Origin of the sequence: Streptomyces sp. NPDC002886 (assembly GCF_042888445.1) — a bacterium.
In the GTDB taxonomy this organism is placed as follows: Bacteria; Actinomycetota; Actinomycetes; order Streptomycetales; family Streptomycetaceae; genus Streptomyces.
In genome coordinates this window covers 1192843-1208032 of the sequence record NZ_JBIAPV010000001.1, presented here as the reverse complement: position 1 = coordinate 1208032, position 15190 = coordinate 1192843, and the positions used below count along the sequence as shown (strand labels likewise).

Annotated in this window: 15 protein-coding genes and 1 tRNA gene; 14 read left to right on the top strand and 2 right to left on the bottom strand. The window is 70.3% G+C overall.

Annotation, left to right across the window (positions count from 1 at the left end):
* Window positions 1-2: 2 nt before the first annotated feature.
* The 11 genes from ACFYYB_RS05465 (at window position 3) to ACFYYB_RS05415 (ending at window position 8307) form a co-directional block, all read left to right on the top strand.
* Entirely contained in the window at window positions 3-887 is an 885-nt protein-coding gene (locus tag ACFYYB_RS05465; protein ID WP_389433316.1) for an ATP-binding cassette domain-containing protein, read from the top strand.
* 16 nt (window positions 888-903) lie between these two features.
* Window positions 904-2067: an ROK family glucokinase gene (locus ACFYYB_RS05460; RefSeq protein ID WP_389433315.1), complete on the top strand. Its 1164-nt coding sequence runs from the start codon at window positions 904-906 to the stop codon at window positions 2065-2067.
* The gene (locus tag ACFYYB_RS05455; protein ID WP_389433314.1) at window positions 2064-2654 is read left to right on the top strand and encodes a hypothetical protein; all 591 of its coding nucleotides are present in this window, start codon (window positions 2064-2066) and stop codon (window positions 2652-2654) included. Before ACFYYB_RS05460 ends, ACFYYB_RS05455 begins: the two co-directional genes overlap by 4 nt.
* A 62-nt stretch (window positions 2655-2716) precedes the next feature.
* A tRNA-Trp gene (locus ACFYYB_RS05450) sits at window positions 2717-2791 on the top strand.
* A 43-nt stretch (window positions 2792-2834) separates the two neighbouring features.
* Window positions 2835-3467 carry an MBL fold metallo-hydrolase gene (locus ACFYYB_RS05445; protein WP_389433313.1) on the top strand — a complete coding sequence of 211 codons (633 nt, stop codon included), beginning with the start codon at window positions 2835-2837 and terminating at the stop codon, window positions 3465-3467.
* 30 nt (window positions 3468-3497) lie between these two features.
* Window positions 3498-4277 (top strand): exodeoxyribonuclease III, encoded by a 780-nt coding sequence (locus ACFYYB_RS05440; RefSeq protein WP_389433312.1) that lies wholly within the window; start codon window positions 3498-3500, stop codon window positions 4275-4277.
* 128 nt (window positions 4278-4405) lie between these two features.
* Window positions 4406-4846: a DUF6278 family protein gene (locus tag ACFYYB_RS05435; RefSeq protein WP_327303502.1), complete on the top strand. Its 441-nt coding sequence runs from the start codon at window positions 4406-4408 to the stop codon at window positions 4844-4846.
* 215 nt (window positions 4847-5061) lie between these two features.
* Window positions 5062-5805, top strand: coding sequence for an amino acid ABC transporter ATP-binding protein (locus tag ACFYYB_RS05430; protein WP_327303501.1), 744 nt, complete (start codon window positions 5062-5064; stop codon window positions 5803-5805).
* 26 nt (window positions 5806-5831) lie between these two features.
* Window positions 5832-6761 carry a glutamate ABC transporter substrate-binding protein gene (locus tag ACFYYB_RS05425; RefSeq protein WP_389433311.1) on the top strand — a complete coding sequence of 310 codons (930 nt, stop codon included), beginning with the start codon at window positions 5832-5834 and terminating at the stop codon, window positions 6759-6761.
* Window positions 6762-6778: 17 nt separating this feature from the next.
* A complete protein-coding gene (locus ACFYYB_RS05420; protein ID WP_389433310.1) occupies window positions 6779-7423 on the top strand; it encodes an amino acid ABC transporter permease in 645 nt (214 codons plus the stop codon).
* Entirely contained in the window at window positions 7420-8307 is an 888-nt protein-coding gene (locus ACFYYB_RS05415) for an amino acid ABC transporter permease (RefSeq protein ID WP_389433309.1), read from the top strand. Before ACFYYB_RS05420 ends, ACFYYB_RS05415 begins: the two co-directional genes overlap by 4 nt.
* Before the next feature lie 50 nt (window positions 8308-8357).
* Here ACFYYB_RS05415 and ACFYYB_RS05410 read toward each other — a convergent pair whose 3' ends face one another.
* Window positions 8358-9965 (bottom strand): CocE/NonD family hydrolase, encoded by a 1608-nt coding sequence (locus ACFYYB_RS05410; RefSeq protein WP_389433308.1) that lies wholly within the window; start codon window positions 9963-9965, stop codon window positions 8358-8360.
* A gap of 123 nt (window positions 9966-10088) precedes the next feature.
* Window positions 10089-11303: an Ig-like domain-containing protein gene (locus ACFYYB_RS05405; protein ID WP_389433307.1), complete on the bottom strand. Its 1215-nt coding sequence runs from the start codon at window positions 11301-11303 to the stop codon at window positions 10089-10091.
* A gap of 235 nt (window positions 11304-11538) precedes the next feature.
* Between ACFYYB_RS05405 and ACFYYB_RS05400 the strand changes: the two genes are divergently transcribed.
* The 3 genes from ACFYYB_RS05400 to ACFYYB_RS05390 all read left to right on the top strand — a co-directional run bounded on the left by ACFYYB_RS05400 (window position 11539) and on the right by ACFYYB_RS05390 (window position 15182).
* Window positions 11539-12714: a lipid II:glycine glycyltransferase FemX gene (locus ACFYYB_RS05400; protein WP_389433306.1), complete on the top strand. Its 1176-nt coding sequence runs from the start codon at window positions 11539-11541 to the stop codon at window positions 12712-12714.
* Entirely contained in the window at window positions 12711-14423 is a 1713-nt protein-coding gene (gene murJ / locus ACFYYB_RS05395) for a murein biosynthesis integral membrane protein MurJ (protein WP_389433305.1), read from the top strand. Before ACFYYB_RS05400 ends, murJ begins: the two co-directional genes overlap by 4 nt.
* A gap of 75 nt (window positions 14424-14498) precedes the next feature.
* Window positions 14499-15182 (top strand): response regulator, encoded by a 684-nt coding sequence (locus tag ACFYYB_RS05390; protein ID WP_389433304.1) that lies wholly within the window; start codon window positions 14499-14501, stop codon window positions 15180-15182.
* Window positions 15183-15190 lie beyond the last annotated feature (8 nt).

The window sequence follows — 15190 nt, the reverse complement described above, 5'->3', positions numbered from 1 at the left end:
CGATGACCGACACCGGAACCCGGACGGCCCCGGACCCGTCCGCCCCCGCCCTGGTGAAGCTGACCGACGTCAGCAAGTACTACGGCAACATCCGCGCCCTCCAGGGCGTCTCCCTGGAGGTCTCCGCCGGCGAGATCACCTGCGTGCTCGGCGACAACGGCGCCGGCAAGTCCACCCTCATCAAGATCATCGCGGGGCTGCACCGGCACGACGCCGGCACCTTCGAGATCGAGGGCGAGGAGACCGTGCTCGCCAACCCGCGCGCCGCCCTCGACCACGGCATCGCCACCGTCTACCAGGACCTCGCCGTGGTCCCGCTCATGCCCGTCTGGCGCAACTTCTTCCTCGGCTCCGAGCCCACCAAGGGCCGCGGCCCCTTCCGGCGGCTCGACGTGGAGCTCATGCGCGAGACCACCCGCGCCGAGCTGCTGCGCATGGGCATCGACCTGCGGGACGTGGACCAGCCCATCGGCACCCTGTCGGGCGGCGAGCGGCAGTGCGTGGCCATCGCCCGCGCGGTCCACTTCGGCGCCAAGGTCCTCGTACTCGACGAGCCCACCGCGGCCCTCGGCGTCAAGCAGTCCGGGGTGGTCCTCAAGTACGTGGCCGCGGCCCGTGACGCGGGTCTCGGCGTGGTCCTGATCACCCACAATCCGCACCACGCCTACCTGGTCGGGAACCGCTTCGTGCTGCTCAAGCGCGGCACCATGGCGGGCAGCCACACCCGCGAGTCGATCACCCTGGACGAGCTCACCCGGCAGATGGCGGGCGGCTCCGAGCTCGACGAACTGAGCCACGAACTGGAGCGGGTGGCAGAATCAGGTCCTGACGACACGCCCCGACCCGAAAACACCTCCGGCCCCACCCCGGGCACCACCGCACCCTGAGGGACGACACGACTCGATGAGCACGTACCGGGACTTCACGCTCGCCCACCGGGGGGCGGCGCGGGGCACCGTCCTGCGGACCATCGGGACCCGTGAGCGCAGGTCGCACCTGACCGCACCGCGCGTTCCGACCGTCGGCATCGACATCGGCGGCACCAAGGTGATGGCCGGGGTCGTCGACGCCGACGGGGTCATCCTGGAGAAGATCCGGACCGAGACCCCGGACAAGTCCAAGAGCCCCAAGGTCGTCGAGGACACCATCGTCGAGCTGGTCCTCGACCTCTCCGACCGGCACGACGTCCACGCCGTGGGCATCGGCGCCGCCGGCTGGGTCGACGCCGACCGCTCCCGCGTCCTGTTCGCCCCGCACCTGGCCTGGCGCGACGAACCGCTGCGCGACGCGCTCCAGTCCCGGCTCGCGGTCCCGGTCATGGTGGACAACGATGCCAACACCGCCGCCTGGGCCGAATGGCGCTTCGGCGCCGGCCGGGGCGAGGACCACCTGGTCATGATCACCCTGGGCACCGGGATCGGCGGGGCCATCCTCGAAGGCGGCCAGGTCAAGCGCGGCCGCTACGGGGTCGCGGGCGAGTTCGGCCACATGCAGGTGGTCCCCGGGGGGCACCGGTGCCCCTGCGGCAACCGCGGCTGCTGGGAGCAGTACAGCTCCGGGAACGCCCTGGTCCGCGAGGCCCGCGAGCTGGCCGCCGCCGACTCCCCGGTCGCCCACAACCTCATCGCCCGGGTCGGCGGCAACGTCCAGGAGATCACCGGGCCGCTCATCACCGAGCTGGCCCGCGAGGGCGACGCCATGTGCGTCGAGCTGCTCCAGGACATCGGCCAGTGGCTCGGCGTCGGCATCGCCAACCTCGCGGCCGCCCTCGACCCCTCCTGCTTCGTCATCGGCGGCGGCGTCAGCGCCGCCGACGACCTGCTGATCGGCCCCGCCCGCGACGCCTTCCGCCGCCACCTCACCGGCCGCGGATACCGCCCCGAGGCACGCATCGCCAAGGCCCAGCTCGGCCCCGAGGCCGGCATGGTCGGCGCCGCCGACCTCTCCCGGCTCGTCGCCCGCCGCTTCCGCCGGGCCACGCGCCGGCGCGTCGAGCGGTACGAGCGCTACGCGCAGTTCGGCCGGCGCGACACCTCCACCGGCCCCGAGGACCAGGAAAAGCAGTGACACCGCCCTCCCTGCCCCGCCAGGCCCCGTCCCCCGACGAGCGGTCCGGCGGGCCGATCCCCGCCGAGGACCGCAAGCACGTGGTGCGGCGCCGCTGGATCACGGCGATCATCATCCTGCTGCTGGTCGGCGTCCCGGCCGGCTACCTCGCCGTCTCCGCCCAGCAGAGCCGCCAGAGCGGCCGCGACAAGGCCTCCAAGGTCGGCGCCGCGCAGGTCCGCCCCGGCTGGCCCTCCAAGGTCCAGCGCAGCATCTACGAGGTCCCGATCCCGGCGACGGCCTCGCGGGTCGGCTACCTGGAGACCAACAACTGGCACACCAGCCGGCTGTACGTCCAGTTCGGGGTCACTCCGGAGGAGCTCGACACCTTCTTGGCCGACGTCGGCACGAGCCGGGAGGCGCTGACCAGCGGGGTGTCGGTCTCCCCGAGCGACACCAGGATTGCGGGCTGGAACTGGGACACGGAGGGCAGCTGGTCCGGGATCACCCTGGAGGGCCCGGACCGCCGGCCCACCCGCGACATCACCGTCGACCTGAGCCACCCCGGGTACCCCAAGGTCTACGTGGTCTCCAAGGCGGTGCCCTAGGCCGCCTCTTTCGGATCTTGCCCGGCCCGCGCCGCCCCGCGAGTACAGTGCGTCCCGGGGGCGGGGCCGTAGCGCAGAGGTCGTCGCGCGCGGTCTCCAAAATCGCGAGGACGCCGGTTCGAATCCGGTCGGCTCCGCCTTCCCGGGGTGTACCGGACCCCGCGCGGCTAGCCTTGGATCATGAAGATCACCAAACGGCTGCACTCCTGCGTCCAGCTGGAGAAGGACGGGCTCGTGCTCGTCATCGACCCGGGCGCCTTCAGCGAACCGGACGCCGGCCTCGGCGCCGACGCCCTGCTCGTCACCCACGAGCACCCCGACCACTTCGAGGAGGGCCGGCTGCGCGCCGCCCTCGACGCGAACCCGGCGGCGCGGCTGTGGACCCTGCGCAGCGTCGCGGAGAAGCTCGCCCCCGCCTATCCGGGCCGCGTCCACACGGTGGGCCACGGGGACACCTTCACCGCGGCCGGGTTCGAGGTCCAGGTGCACGGCGAGCTGCACGCCGTGATCCACCCGGACATCCCGCGGATCACCAACGTCGGCTACCTGGTGGACGCTTCCGTCTTCCATCCCGGGGACGCGCTGACCGTGCCCGCGACCCCCGTCGAGACCCTCATGCTCCCGGTGCACGCGCCCTGGAACAAGATCGCCGAGGTGATCGACTACGTCCGCGAGGTCAAGCCGCGCCAGACCCTCGCCATCCACGACGCCGGTCTGACGGACCTCGTGCTGCCGATCTACGCCACCCAGATCGGCAACCTCGGCGGCGCCGAGTACGGCCGGCTCACCCCGGGGCACGCGGCCGAACTGTGACTGTCGGTGCCGGGCGGTAGGTTGGACGTCATGCGTATCGCCACGTTCAACGTCAACTCGATCACCGCCCGGCTGCCGCGCCTGCTGGCCTGGCTGGAGAGCTCCGGTACGGATGTCGTGTGCATCCAGGAGACCAAGTGCTCCGCCGAGCAGTTCCCGTACGAGGAGCTGCGCGCGCTGGGCTACGAGTCGGCCGTCAACGCCACCGGCCGGTGGAACGGCGTGGCCCTGCTCTCCAAGGTCGGCCTGGAGGACGTGGTCGTGGGGCTGCCCGACGGCCCCGACTACGAGGGCGTCCAGGAGCCCCGCGCCATCTCCGCGACCTGCGGCGGCGTGCGCGTCTGGTCGGTGTACGTGCCCAACGGGCGCGAGGTCGAGCACGACCACTACGGCTACAAGCTGGACTGGTTCCGTGCCCTGTCCGCCGCCGTCGCCGAGGACGCGGCGGGGGAGCGTCCCTTCGCGGTGCTCGGCGACTTCAACGTGGCACCGACCGACGAGGACGTCTACGATCCGGCGGTCTTCGAGGGCCTGACCCACGTCACCCCCGCCGAGCGGGCCGCGCTGGAGGCGCTGCGCGCCGCCGGACTCTCCGACGTGTTCCCGCGCGCGCTCAAGTACGACCGGCCGTACACCTTCTGGGACTACCGGATGCTGGCCTTCCCCAAGAACAGGGGCATGCGCATCGACCTGGTCTACGGCAACGCGGCCTTCACCAAGGCCGTCACCGACTCCTACGTGGACCGCGAGGAGCGCAAGGGCAAGGGCGCCTCGGACCACGCCCCGGTCGTCGTCGACCTGGAGCTCTAAGCCGCCCCGCTCCGCCCGGCGGGAGACCCGGACCGGGCGGGGCGGTGCGATCACCGGCCGACGGCCCGGCCCGTGATCCTCAGGCGCGCCCTATGGCCGGTGGCGGATCCTGGTGTCAGGCTGAGCCCATGAACATCCCTTTTCTGGCCAACTGGATCAACCGACATGAAACGGACCGGGGCGCGGGACTCGCCGCGGCCCTCGCGGACGATCCCGAGGGCATCAACGAGTTGTTCGCGGAATGCGAGATGCTGCGCGCCCACGCACGTCAGGCCGGGCTCGAACTCGACGAGACCCCGGGCTCGTTGGAGGAGATCGACCAGCTGATGCCGCGTTGGCGCCGGGACCCGGAGATCACCCCGTGGCTCGGCAACGACGCGGGCTTCTACCTCGGGACCGTCATCATCCGCTCCGTCGCGGGCGCCGCCTGGCAGGTGTGGCCCAACGGGCAGCCGATGATCCGGCTGGCATCGGGCCGCGAGCTGAACGTGGTCGAGTCGGGGGTGTCCTGGGCGATGACCGGATCCCCCGAGCTCAGCCAGGCGTACGCCGAGGCCTCGGAGGGCTGAGCCGCTTCCGGGGCCGGGCCGCTTCGGGGCCGGGCCGCTTCCGGAGCGAGCCGCCTGCGGAAGCCCGCGCCGCCTCCTCCGGAAGGCCGATCTCCACGGAAGGCTGACCTCGCGGGCCTTTATGCGGCTTTTAGGCGTGTCGCGGTGAAGTGCCCTTCCGCGGCTGGATAGTTTGCGCTGACCTCGACACACCGACAAAGTGGGCAGGGCAGCGTATGGCCGTCGATCCGTTGATCGAGCTGCGGGACGTCAACAAGCACTTCGGACAACTGCACGTCCTCCAGGACATCAACCTCACCGTCGGCCGCGGGGAGGTGGTGGTGGTCATCGGCCCCTCCGGCTCCGGGAAATCGACCCTGTGCCGGGCGATCAACCGACTGGAGACCATCGAGTCGGGCACGATCACGCTCGACGGGAAGCCGCTGCCGGCCGAGGGCAAGGAGCTCGCGTCCCTCCGGGCGGATGTGGGGATGGTCTTCCAGTCCTTCAACCTCTTCGCGCACAAGACGGTGCTCGCCAACGTCTCCCTCGCCCAGATCAAGGTCAGGAAGCGCAAGAAGGAGGAGGCGGACAAGCGCTCCCGCGAGCTCCTGGAGCGGGTCGGTCTCGCGAACCAGGCCGAGAAGTTCCCGGCCCAGCTCTCCGGAGGCCAGCAGCAGCGCGTGGCCATCGCCCGCGCGCTCGCCATGAACCCCCAGGCCCTCCTCTTCGACGAGCCCACCTCCGCGCTCGACCCGGAGATGATCAACGAGGTGCTGGAGGTCATGCAGCAGCTCGCCGCGGAGGGCATGACCATGGTGGTCGTCACCCACGAGATGGGCTTCGCCCGCTCCGCCGCCAACCGCGTCGTGTTCATGGCCGACGGAAGGATCGTCGAGGACCGGACCCCGGAGGCCTTCTTCACCGCCCCCGAGAGCGAGCGGGCCAAGGACTTCCTCTCCAAGATCCTCAAGCACTGAGGGGCGGCCCGATGAGACACCATCCGATGAGACACCCGACGCGACGCGTCCGCGCCCGCGCCGCCGCCCTGGCCCTGGCCCTCGTCCTCGTGGGCGCCCTCGCCGGCTGCGGGAAGTCCGGCAGTCCGCCGGTCAAGGGCCCGCAGCCCGAGGACCTGCCCGTCTACCAAGTGGCGACCGGCTTCCAGCTGCCGGACTCCCCGACCTGGACCAAGGCCAAGAAGCGCGGCCACCTCGTGGTCGGCGCAAAGGAGGACCAGCCGTACATGGGGGAGAAGGACCCCGCGAGCGGCCGCTACTCCGGCTTCGACATCGAGATCGCCAAGATGATGTCGGCCTCGCTCGGCTTCGACCCCAAGACGATCGAGTTCAAGACCATCGCCTCCGCGAACCGCGAGACGGCCCTGCAGAACGGCCAGATCGACTACTACGTGGGCACGTACACGATCAACGCGAACCGCAAGAAGCAGGTCGGTTTCGCCGGCCCCTACTTCCTCGCCGGGCAGTCCCTGCTCGTACGGAAGGGGGAGACGGAGATCAAGGGGCCCGAGGACCTCGACGGCAAGAAGGTCTGCTCGGCCGCCGGCTCCACCCCCTACCAGCGGCTCCAGAAGGAGTTCCCGCGGGCCGTCCTCGTCGCCTACGACACGTACTCGGTCTGCGTGGACAACCTGCTGACCTACCAGGTCGACGCCGTCTCCACCGACGACTCCATCCTCCTGGGCTACGCGGCCAAGGTCCCCGAGGAGCTCAAGGTGGTCGGCAAGCCCTTCTCCGAGGAGCCCTACGGCATCGGCGTCCCGCGCTCCGACAACGCGCTGCGGTTCGCCCTCGACGACGCCCTCGCCGCGAACGAGAAGAACGGCAACTGGAAGAAGGCCTACGAGGCCACGCTCGGCCTCTCCGGCCAGCCCGCGCCGACACCGCCCGCCATCGACCGCTACCCGGCGAGCTGAGGGGAGAGCGCACCGCCATGGACGTACTCACCGAAAACTTCTCGCTCTACGGCAAGGGATTCCTCGGCACCGTGGAACTCACGGTCTACGCCTCCCTCGTGGCCCTGGTCCTCGGTTTCCTGATGGCCTCCTTCCGCGTCGCCCCCGTCGGCTCCTTCCGGGTCTTCGGCACCGTCTGGGTGACCATCCTGCGCAACACCCCGCTCACCCTGCTCTTCTTCGCCGTCCTGCTGGGCCTGCCCCGCTTCGGCCTGGTCCTGCCCTTCCAGCTCTTCGCCGTGCTGGCCCTGGGCTGCTACACCTCGGCCTTCATCTGCGAGGCCCTGCGCTCGGGCATCAACACCGTGCCCAAGGGCCAGGGCGAGGCGGCCCGCAGCCTCGGGATGTCCTTCGGCCAGACCCTGGGCACCGTCGTCCTGCCCCAGGCCTTCCGGTCCGTCATCCCGCCCATCGGCTCCACACTGATCGCGCTCGCCAAGAACTCCGCGATCGCGGGGGCGTTCAGCGTCACCGAGCTGCTGGGCACGTACAAGACCCTCAACGAGCTGGGCTACAGCATCATCTGGACCTTCGTCTGGATCGCGGTGGGCTACCTGATCATCACCCTGTCCATCAGCGCGCTGTTCAACGTGCTCGAAAAGCGCTACGGAGTCGCCCGATGACCGCGCACGCGCTCCACGGTGACCTGGAGTCCACCGCCCTCTACGACCTGCCGGGCCCGCGTGCCCAGCGCCGCCACTTCTTCTACGGGATCGCCTCGACGCTCGTCATCCTCGGGCTGCTCGGCTGGCTGCTGTACCTGCTCTTCGACACGAACCAGTTCACCGCCGCCAAGTGGAGCCCCTTCACCTACAAGGGCATTCAGGAACTGCTGCTCAAGGGGCTCTGGAACACCCTCAAGGCCTTCGCCTACGCCTCGGTGCTCTCGCTCGTGCTCGGCGCGGTGCTCGCCACGGGCCGGCTCTCGGTCCACCGGCCGGTGCGCTGGGTGTCCACGCTGTGCGTGGAGTTCTTCCGGGCCATGCCGGTGCTGGTGATGATCTTCTTCATCTTCGTCGCGCTCAAGGTCCAGCCACTGCCCGCGCTGGTCGCCGGACTGACCCTGTACAACGGCTCGGTGCTGGCCGAGGTCTTCCGTACGGGCGTCAACTCGGTGGAGAAGGGCCAGCGCGAGGCCGCGTACGCCCTGGGCATGCGCAAGACCCAGGTGATGACCTACGTCCTGGCCCCGCAGGGGGTCCGGGCGATGCTGCCCACCATCATCAGCCAGCTCGTGGTCGCCCTGAAGGACACCTCGCTCGGCTACCTGATCACCTACGAGGAGTTCCTGCACGCGGGCAAGCTGATCGCCTCCAACCTCGACTACGACCTGCCCTTCATCCCCGTCGTCATGATCATCTCGCCGATCTACATCGGGATGTGCATGCTCCTGTCCTGGTTCGCCACCTGGGTGGCCCGGCGCGAGCGCCGCAACCCCAAGACGAAGGCGGTCGACGTCGACATCGACACGGCCGACCCCTCGGCGGCGCTGCCGGGCCGGATCTGACCCGGAGGGCGAACCCCCAGAGCCACACCCGGCCCGGCTGCAGCCGTGGATCACTGCTCGCGCAGCGGCACCGAGACGTACGAGGGATCGGTGCGCGGCGAGGAGAAGGTCAGTTGCGCGCCGGTCGGGTTGTGCTCGATGTACAGCGGGTCGACGGTGTCGACGACCACCGCGAGGCGGTGCCCGGCCGGGACGTCGTAGGCCGTGGAGAAGAGCTCCAGGTCCACCCCGAAGGACTGGCCGGCCGGCTTGCCGTGGAAGGTGTACGGGGCGTTGCTGATCAGCTTCCCGATGCCGAGCGGGCCCACGTCGTAGAGGTACGCGACGAAGGTGCCGTCCGACTTCGAGGGCGTGACGGTGGTGTGCAGTTTGACCGTGCCCCGGACGCGGCGCTCCTCCTCGTAGCGCGGGGACTGCCAGACGGCGGCGAAGGCGCGGGGGAGCAGCGGGATGGAGGTGGTGGGGGGCGCCTGGGCGATCTGGTCGAGCAGGCTGGAGAGCATGACGATCCCGCCGTTGGCGCCGGAGTCGATGCCGGTGAAGAGGTGCTCGCCGTCGGAGAGCATGAGCTTCTCGGCGCCGCCGGAGCCGACCGACTTCCAGTCGGCGTATCCCTCGTACCCGCCGTCGCCGCGGGGCTTGATCTGCACCGGGGCCTCGGCGTCGACGCCGTTGGCCGCGCCCTTGAGGTAGCGGTCGAACCAGCGGTGCGCGTTGGTCCAGGTGTCGTTGGGCAGTCCGAGGAGCCCGGTCAGCTCGGCGGTGGCGTGGTCGCCGGGACGGAACTCCAGACGCTTGGGTCCGGTCAGCTTCTCGAAGAACTTCGCGTACTGGTTGGGCGGGAAGATGGTGTCGCCCCAGGCGTTGCCGAGCATGATCGCGGCGCCGTTGGCGTTGATGGCGTCCACCTTCTCGGCGGCGGAGCGCTTCTTGCCCCACTCGATCATCTGCGGTTCCCTGTCCAGCTTCGAGCCGAGGAAGTCGTCGAGGATCTGCTGGAGTTCGGGGCCGGGGCGCCCGGTGAGGAAGCCGGCGCCGCCGAGCAGGGCTGCGGCCTGGAGGTGCTGGGTGCGGCCGGAGTAGATGGACTCGATGAGATCGGCCCAGCCGCTGAGCGCGACCACGGCCTTGATGCGCGGATCGCTCGCGGAGGCCAGCAGGCTGATGCCGGCGCCGTACGAGACTCCGCCCGTGCCGATGTGGGCGGCGTCGGCCGGGGTGTTCGCGAGCGCCCAGTCGATGACGGCCGAGACGTCGGCGACGTCCTTCGGGCCGGCGGTCTCGATCTCGCCGCCGGAGAGCCAGAAGCCGCGGGAGGTGTAACTGACCACCACGTAGCCGGAGTCGGCGAGCTGTTTGGCCTGGGCGATGTATTCGATCTGCGGCAGGCCCCAGCTGGTCGGCAGCACGATCAGCGGATACTTCGAGCCGGCGGCGCCGGCTGCCGCTCCGGCCGGGGTGAAGACGTTGCCCTTGACGGTGATGCCGCCGGAGCCCGGGATGTCGTGGAAGGTGACTGCCGGTGCGGCTTGCGATGCGGCGGCGATCGTGCGTGCGGGAGCCGCCTGGGCCTGATGGGGGGCCAGGCCCAGGGCGGCTGCCGCGAGTACGGCTGCCATGGCGGCCGCGGTGCTGGTGGTGCGGACGGTGCGGACCATCGATCGCTCCTCGCGTGTGCCGGGTGTCAAAGTGACCCGACGGTAACGGGAGGGGCTTACCGGTAGTAACCCGTGAGTAAGTTACGTGCCGGTAACGATTGAACTATGGTCAGTCGGCAGGGGTCAGCCGGTCTGCGGGGTGCCGGTCGCGGCGCTCTTGGCCTGCCACTGCTCCCAGCTCATGTTCCACTCGCCGTAGCCGTTGCCGGGGTCCGGGTTGCCCTTGGAGCCCTGACCCACGACCTCGAAGGGGTCGCCGACCTGCGCCGCCGCGAAGAAGGCCTTGGCGTTGGCGTCGCTCATCCCCACGCAGCCGGAACTGGTGTTGGCGCGGCCGAAGTTGGCGGTGTTCCACGGCGCGGCGTGCACGTACATGCCCGACCAGGTCAGCCGGATCGAGTAGTCGACGTCCTTGTCGTAGGCGTCGCCGAGACCCACGGTCTCGGAGTTCATCCGGATCGTGCCCTCCTTCGCCATCAGGACCATCTTCCCGTCCCAGGAGGCCTTCTTGCCGCCCGGAGTGCCGGCCGAGATCGGGATGGTGTCGACGGTCTGGCCGCCTTCGGTGACCGACATCTGCTTGGAGTTGAGGTCCACCTTCATCCGGCGGTCCTTGCCGATCTTGAACTCGGTGTTGTAGTCCTTCACGAACATCCCGCCGCCCGGGCCGGAGTCGACACCGTTCAGGTTCATCTGGACCTTCACGTCGGTGCCGGACTTCCAGTACTCCTGGGGGCGCCAGTCCACCCGGTCCCGGCCCGAGTAGTCCTTGATCCAGCCCCAGGAACCCACGGTGTTGTCCGAGGTGGTGACCTTGAGCCGCTTCTCGACCTCGGCCTTGTTCTTCACCGGGTTGTCGAAGACGATCGAGACCGGCATGGCCACGCCCACGGTGCTGCCCTTGGAGATGTTGATCGAGACCTTGTTCACCTTGTCGGGAGCCGAGGTCTTGAACGTGGTGGTCGCGCTCTGGCTGTCCGTGTTCTGGGCCTCGACCTTGTACTCCGCCGAGGGCAGGGCGTTGCCCTGAGAGGTCCAGGTCTTGCCGTCGTCGGATATCTGCCCGGGCAGCTCCCCGCCCTTGGCGTCCGTCACCTTCACCGAGGCGAGCTTCCCGTCCGCGATGGTCACCGTCACCGGCGCCCCCGCCTTTACCTGGTCCCCGGTGAGGTTCACCGAGACCGCCATGGCCGGCTTCTCCTTCATCTCCGCCTTGGCTCCGCCACCCGCCGTGGCTCCACCGCCACCGCAGGCCGCCAGCGAGGCGGCCAGCAGGGCGGTGCCGGCCGCCAGAGCGGTGCGGCTGCGTACAGAGAAGACCCGGCGTGTGCGGCTCAACGAAAACCCCTCCGAAGTAATGATCGTCCGCAAAAGAAGATGCGAACGGGGCAACTCTAGGTTGCGGGAGATCAGGAAAACTTCAGGATTTCCTATGTGACATGGACCGCAGCGATACGGTCATCGTCCGGTCACAATCGCCGAACACCGCGGTCACGGGCGCCTGTGAGAGTCCTGTACATCCACCGACGTGGATGCACAGGACGTACAGGACGTACAGGAAGGCCGGTCAGCCGTGTGTGCACTGCTCGTGACCCCCACCCCGCAGCACCAGACCCGAAGCCGGGACAGGGAGCTCACCGTGCGCTCGCTGTCCGTTCCGGAATATCAGTCATTCCTTTCCCGGCACGGCCGGGCCAGCTTTCTCCAATACCCGTCCTGGGGCAGCGTAAAGGACCTTTGGCGATCGGAAAGGGTCGGATGGCACTACCCCGGCGGTGAAATAGAGGGGGCCGGACTCGTTCTCTACCGTCAATTCCCCGGCACCCGCAAATACTTCGCCTACCTCCCCGAAGGGCCCGTCGCGGACTGGGCCGACCCCGACATCGACCGCTGGCTGACCCCTCTCAAGAGCCACCTCAAGGCCTCCGGCGCCTTCGCCGTCCGCATCGGCCCGACCCCCGCCTACCGCCGCTGGGACGCGGCCGCCGCCAAGGCGGGCACCGGCCCGGGCCGGCAGATCTCCGACGTGCTCGCCACCGAGGTCGACCCGGTCGGCGCCGCGCTCGCCGACCGGCTGCGCACCCGCGGCTGGAAGCGCTGCGGCGGCGAGGACGACGGCGACGCCCAGCCCCGCCACGTCTTCCGCGTCCCGCTCGCCGGGCGCACCCTCGACGACCTGTGGTCGGGCCTGAACCAGGAGTGGCGGCGCAATGTGCGCAAGGCCACGAAGGCGGGCGTCGAGACGGTCATCGGCAGCGCCGCCGAGCTGCCCGAGTTCTACCGGCTGTTGCGCGTCACCGAGGAGCGCGACGGCTTCCGCCTCGGCCGCTCGCTCGCGTACTACCAGCAGCAGTACGAGGTCCTCAACGCCGAGGAGCCCGGCCGCATGCGCCTCTACCTGGGCGTTCACCAGGGGGAGATCCTCGCAGCGCACACCATGATCGTGGCCGGCAGCCGGGTCTGGTACCAGACCGGCGCCTCCGCGGACCACCGCCGCGAGGTCCGCCCCAGCAACGCCCTGCAGTGGCGCATGATGTGTGACGCACATGCCCTCGGAGCGGACGAATACGACATGCGCGGGGTACCCTCCACCCTCGACCCCGACGAACGTTCCTTCGGGCTGCTGCGCTGGAAGCTCGGCACCGGCGGGCAGGTCGTCGAAACCCTCGGCGAGTGGGAGACCTCCATGGACGGATGCGCCAACACGGCCCTCTACAAGGCGTTCCAGGCGTACATGGCCCGCCGGTGACCCTCGCAGACCCCAGAGCGGCCGCCGCACCTGCAGAAACCGGGACCGGGACCGCGACCGACAGCGCGGCGCCGAAGAAGACCTCGGTGCTGCGCAGCGGCGCGCTCATGGCCGCCGGCTCGATCGTCTCGCGGGCCACCGGCTTCGTCCGCTCCGCCGTGATCGGCGCCGCGCTGGGCACCACGCTGCTCGGCGACGGCTACGCGGTCGCCAACACCGTCCCGAACATCCTGTACATCCTGCTCATCGGCGGCGCCCTCAACGCCGTCTTCGTGCCCGAGCTGGTCCGCGCCGCCAAGGAGCACGCCGACGGCGGCGCCGCCTACACCGACCGGCTGCTCACCGCCTGCACGGCCGCGCTGGTGGTCCTCACCGCCGCCGCCGTCCTGGCCGCCCCGCTGATCGTCTCGGCGTACACCGGCTACAGCGGCGGCCAGGAGTCCACCACCGTGGCCCTGGCCCGGTACTGCCTGCCGCAGATCCTGTTCTACGGGCTGTTCACGCTGCTCGGGCAGGTGCTCAACGCCCGCGGCCGGTTCGGCGCCATGATGTGGACCCCGGTCCTCAACAACCTCGTCGTCATCGCCGTCTTCGCGCTCTTCCTCACCGTCTCGCACGGCTCGGGAGGGACGCTGAGCGCCTCCGACACCCGGCTCCTGGGCATCGGCACCACCGCGGGTATCGTCGTCCAGGCCCTCGGCCTGTTCCCCTCGTTGCGCGCCGCCCGCTTCCGCTGGCGCCCCCGCTTCGACTGGCGCGGCAGCGGACTGGCCCGCCCGCTGCGCAACGCGGGCTGGCTCGTCATGCTCGTGCTGACCAACCAGATCGCGTACTGGGTCGTGACCCGGCTCTCCACCACCACCGGCCGGCACGCCGTCGCCGAGGGCGTCGCGGGCGGCGCCGGCTACCTCGCCTACAGCAACGCCTACCTGCTGTGGATGGTCCCGCAGGGCATCGTCACCGTCTCCCTGGTCACCGCCCTCATGCCCCGGATGAGCGCCGCCGCCACCGACGGCGACCTCGCGGCCGTGCGCAAGGACGTCTCCTACGCGCTGCGCTCCACCGGGGCCCTGATCGTCCCCGCCGCCGCGCTCTACGCCGCCCTCGCCCCCTGGGTGATGGGCGCCGTCTTCGAGCACGGCCGCACCGGCGCCTCCGACGTGGCCGTCATGGCCGGCATGCTCGCCGCCTTCGCACCGGGCCTCGTCGCCTACTCCGCGCAGTACGTGCTCTCCCGCGGCTTCTACGCCCTCTCCGACACCCGGACCCCCTTCTTCCTCAACCTGACCATCGCCGCACTCAACGCCGGGCTCTCGGCCGCCGCGTACCTGCTGCTGCCGCCGCGCTGGGCGGTCACCGGCATGGCCGCGGCCTGCTCGATCGCCTACGTGGCGGGCGCGGCCGTCACCGCGTACGTCCTGTCCCGGCGGCTCGGCCCGCGCGCGGGGACCCGTACGGAACGCCGGAGCACCGCCGCACGGACCCACCTGCGGCTCGGCGCCGCCTGCGCCCCGGCGGCCGTCGCCGGGTACGCGGCCGCGCGCTCGGCCGACCGGTTCGCGGACCTCCCCGGAATGCTCGGGAACATCACCGGGGCCGCGGCGGGAACCGTGGTGATCGTCCTCGTCGTCGTACTCCTTGCCCGCCCCCTGCGGATCACGGAGATCACCGACCTGCTGGCCTCCGTGCGGCGCAGAACCGGTCGCTGACCGGCCCGGTTTTCGGTCGCCCATATCGGCCGAAAGCGGGAGGGGACCGATCTACGACCCTGGAATACTGACCCGATGCCACGCGTACTGCTGATCGAGGACGACCCTTCCATCAGGGAGGGCGTGGGTCTCGGCCTGCGCCGCAGGGGCCACGACGTGAGCGCCGCGGAGACCGGCGAGGCCGGACTCGACCTCATGGCGAGCTTCCACCCCGAGCTCGTCCTGCTCGACCTCATGCTGCCCGGCATCAACGGCGTCCAGGTCTGCCGCCGGATCCGCGAGACCAGTCAGGTCCCGATCATCATGCTCACCGCGCGCGGGGACGACTTCGACATAGTCGTCGGCCTGGAGGCCGGCGCCGACGACTACATCGTCAAACCCGCCCGCACCGAGGTCATCGAGGCCCGCATCAAGGCCGTGCTGCGCCGCCTCAGCGAGCCCGCGGGCGGCCGCCCCGACGTGGAGTTCCACGGGGAGCTGGCCGTCGACCGCGCCGGGCTCACCGTCGCCAGGAACGGCGAACGCCTCCCCCTGGCCCCCAGCGAGATCAAACTCCTGCTGCACCTGTCGGCCTCGCCCGAGCAGGTCTTCTCCCGCCAGCAGCTCCTCGAATACGTGTGGGAGCACAGCTACCACGCCGACGCCCGGCTGGTGGACGCCTGCGTACGCCGCCTGCGCCACAAGATCGAGAACCCCGACGGCGCCCCCCGCTACATACAGACCGTGCGCGGCTTCGGCTACCGCTTCGGCCCGCTGTAAGCGGCGCG

Bases quoted from the DNA above. Each gene is read 5' to 3' on its own strand.
- ACFYYB_RS05440 (WP_389433312.1), top strand. From the start codon at position 3,498: ATGCGTATCGCCACGTTCAACGTCAACTCGATCACCGCCCGGCTGCCG.
- ACFYYB_RS05415 (WP_389433309.1), top strand. From the start codon at position 7,420: ATGACCGCGCACGCGCTCCACGGTGACCTGGAGTCCACCGCCCTCTAC.
- ACFYYB_RS05435 (WP_327303502.1), top strand. From the start codon at position 4,406: ATGAACATCCCTTTTCTGGCCAACTGGATCAACCGACATGAAACGGAC.
- ACFYYB_RS05445 (WP_389433313.1), top strand. From the start codon at position 2,835: ATGAAGATCACCAAACGGCTGCACTCCTGCGTCCAGCTGGAGAAGGAC.
- ACFYYB_RS05460 (WP_389433315.1), top strand. From the start codon at position 904: ATGAGCACGTACCGGGACTTCACGCTCGCCCACCGGGGGGCGGCGCGG.
- ACFYYB_RS05465 (WP_389433316.1), top strand. From the start codon at position 3: ATGACCGACACCGGAACCCGGACGGCCCCGGACCCGTCCGCCCCCGCC.
- ACFYYB_RS05425 (WP_389433311.1), top strand. From the start codon at position 5,832: ATGAGACACCCGACGCGACGCGTCCGCGCCCGCGCCGCCGCCCTGGCC.
- ACFYYB_RS05410 (WP_389433308.1), bottom strand. From the start codon at position 9,965: ATGGTCCGCACCGTCCGCACCACCAGCACCGCGGCCGCCATGGCAGCC.
- ACFYYB_RS05420 (WP_389433310.1), top strand. From the start codon at position 6,779: ATGGACGTACTCACCGAAAACTTCTCGCTCTACGGCAAGGGATTCCTC.
- ACFYYB_RS05430 (WP_327303501.1), top strand. From the start codon at position 5,062: ATGGCCGTCGATCCGTTGATCGAGCTGCGGGACGTCAACAAGCACTTC.
- ACFYYB_RS05390 (WP_389433304.1), top strand. From the start codon at position 14,499: ATGCCACGCGTACTGCTGATCGAGGACGACCCTTCCATCAGGGAGGGC.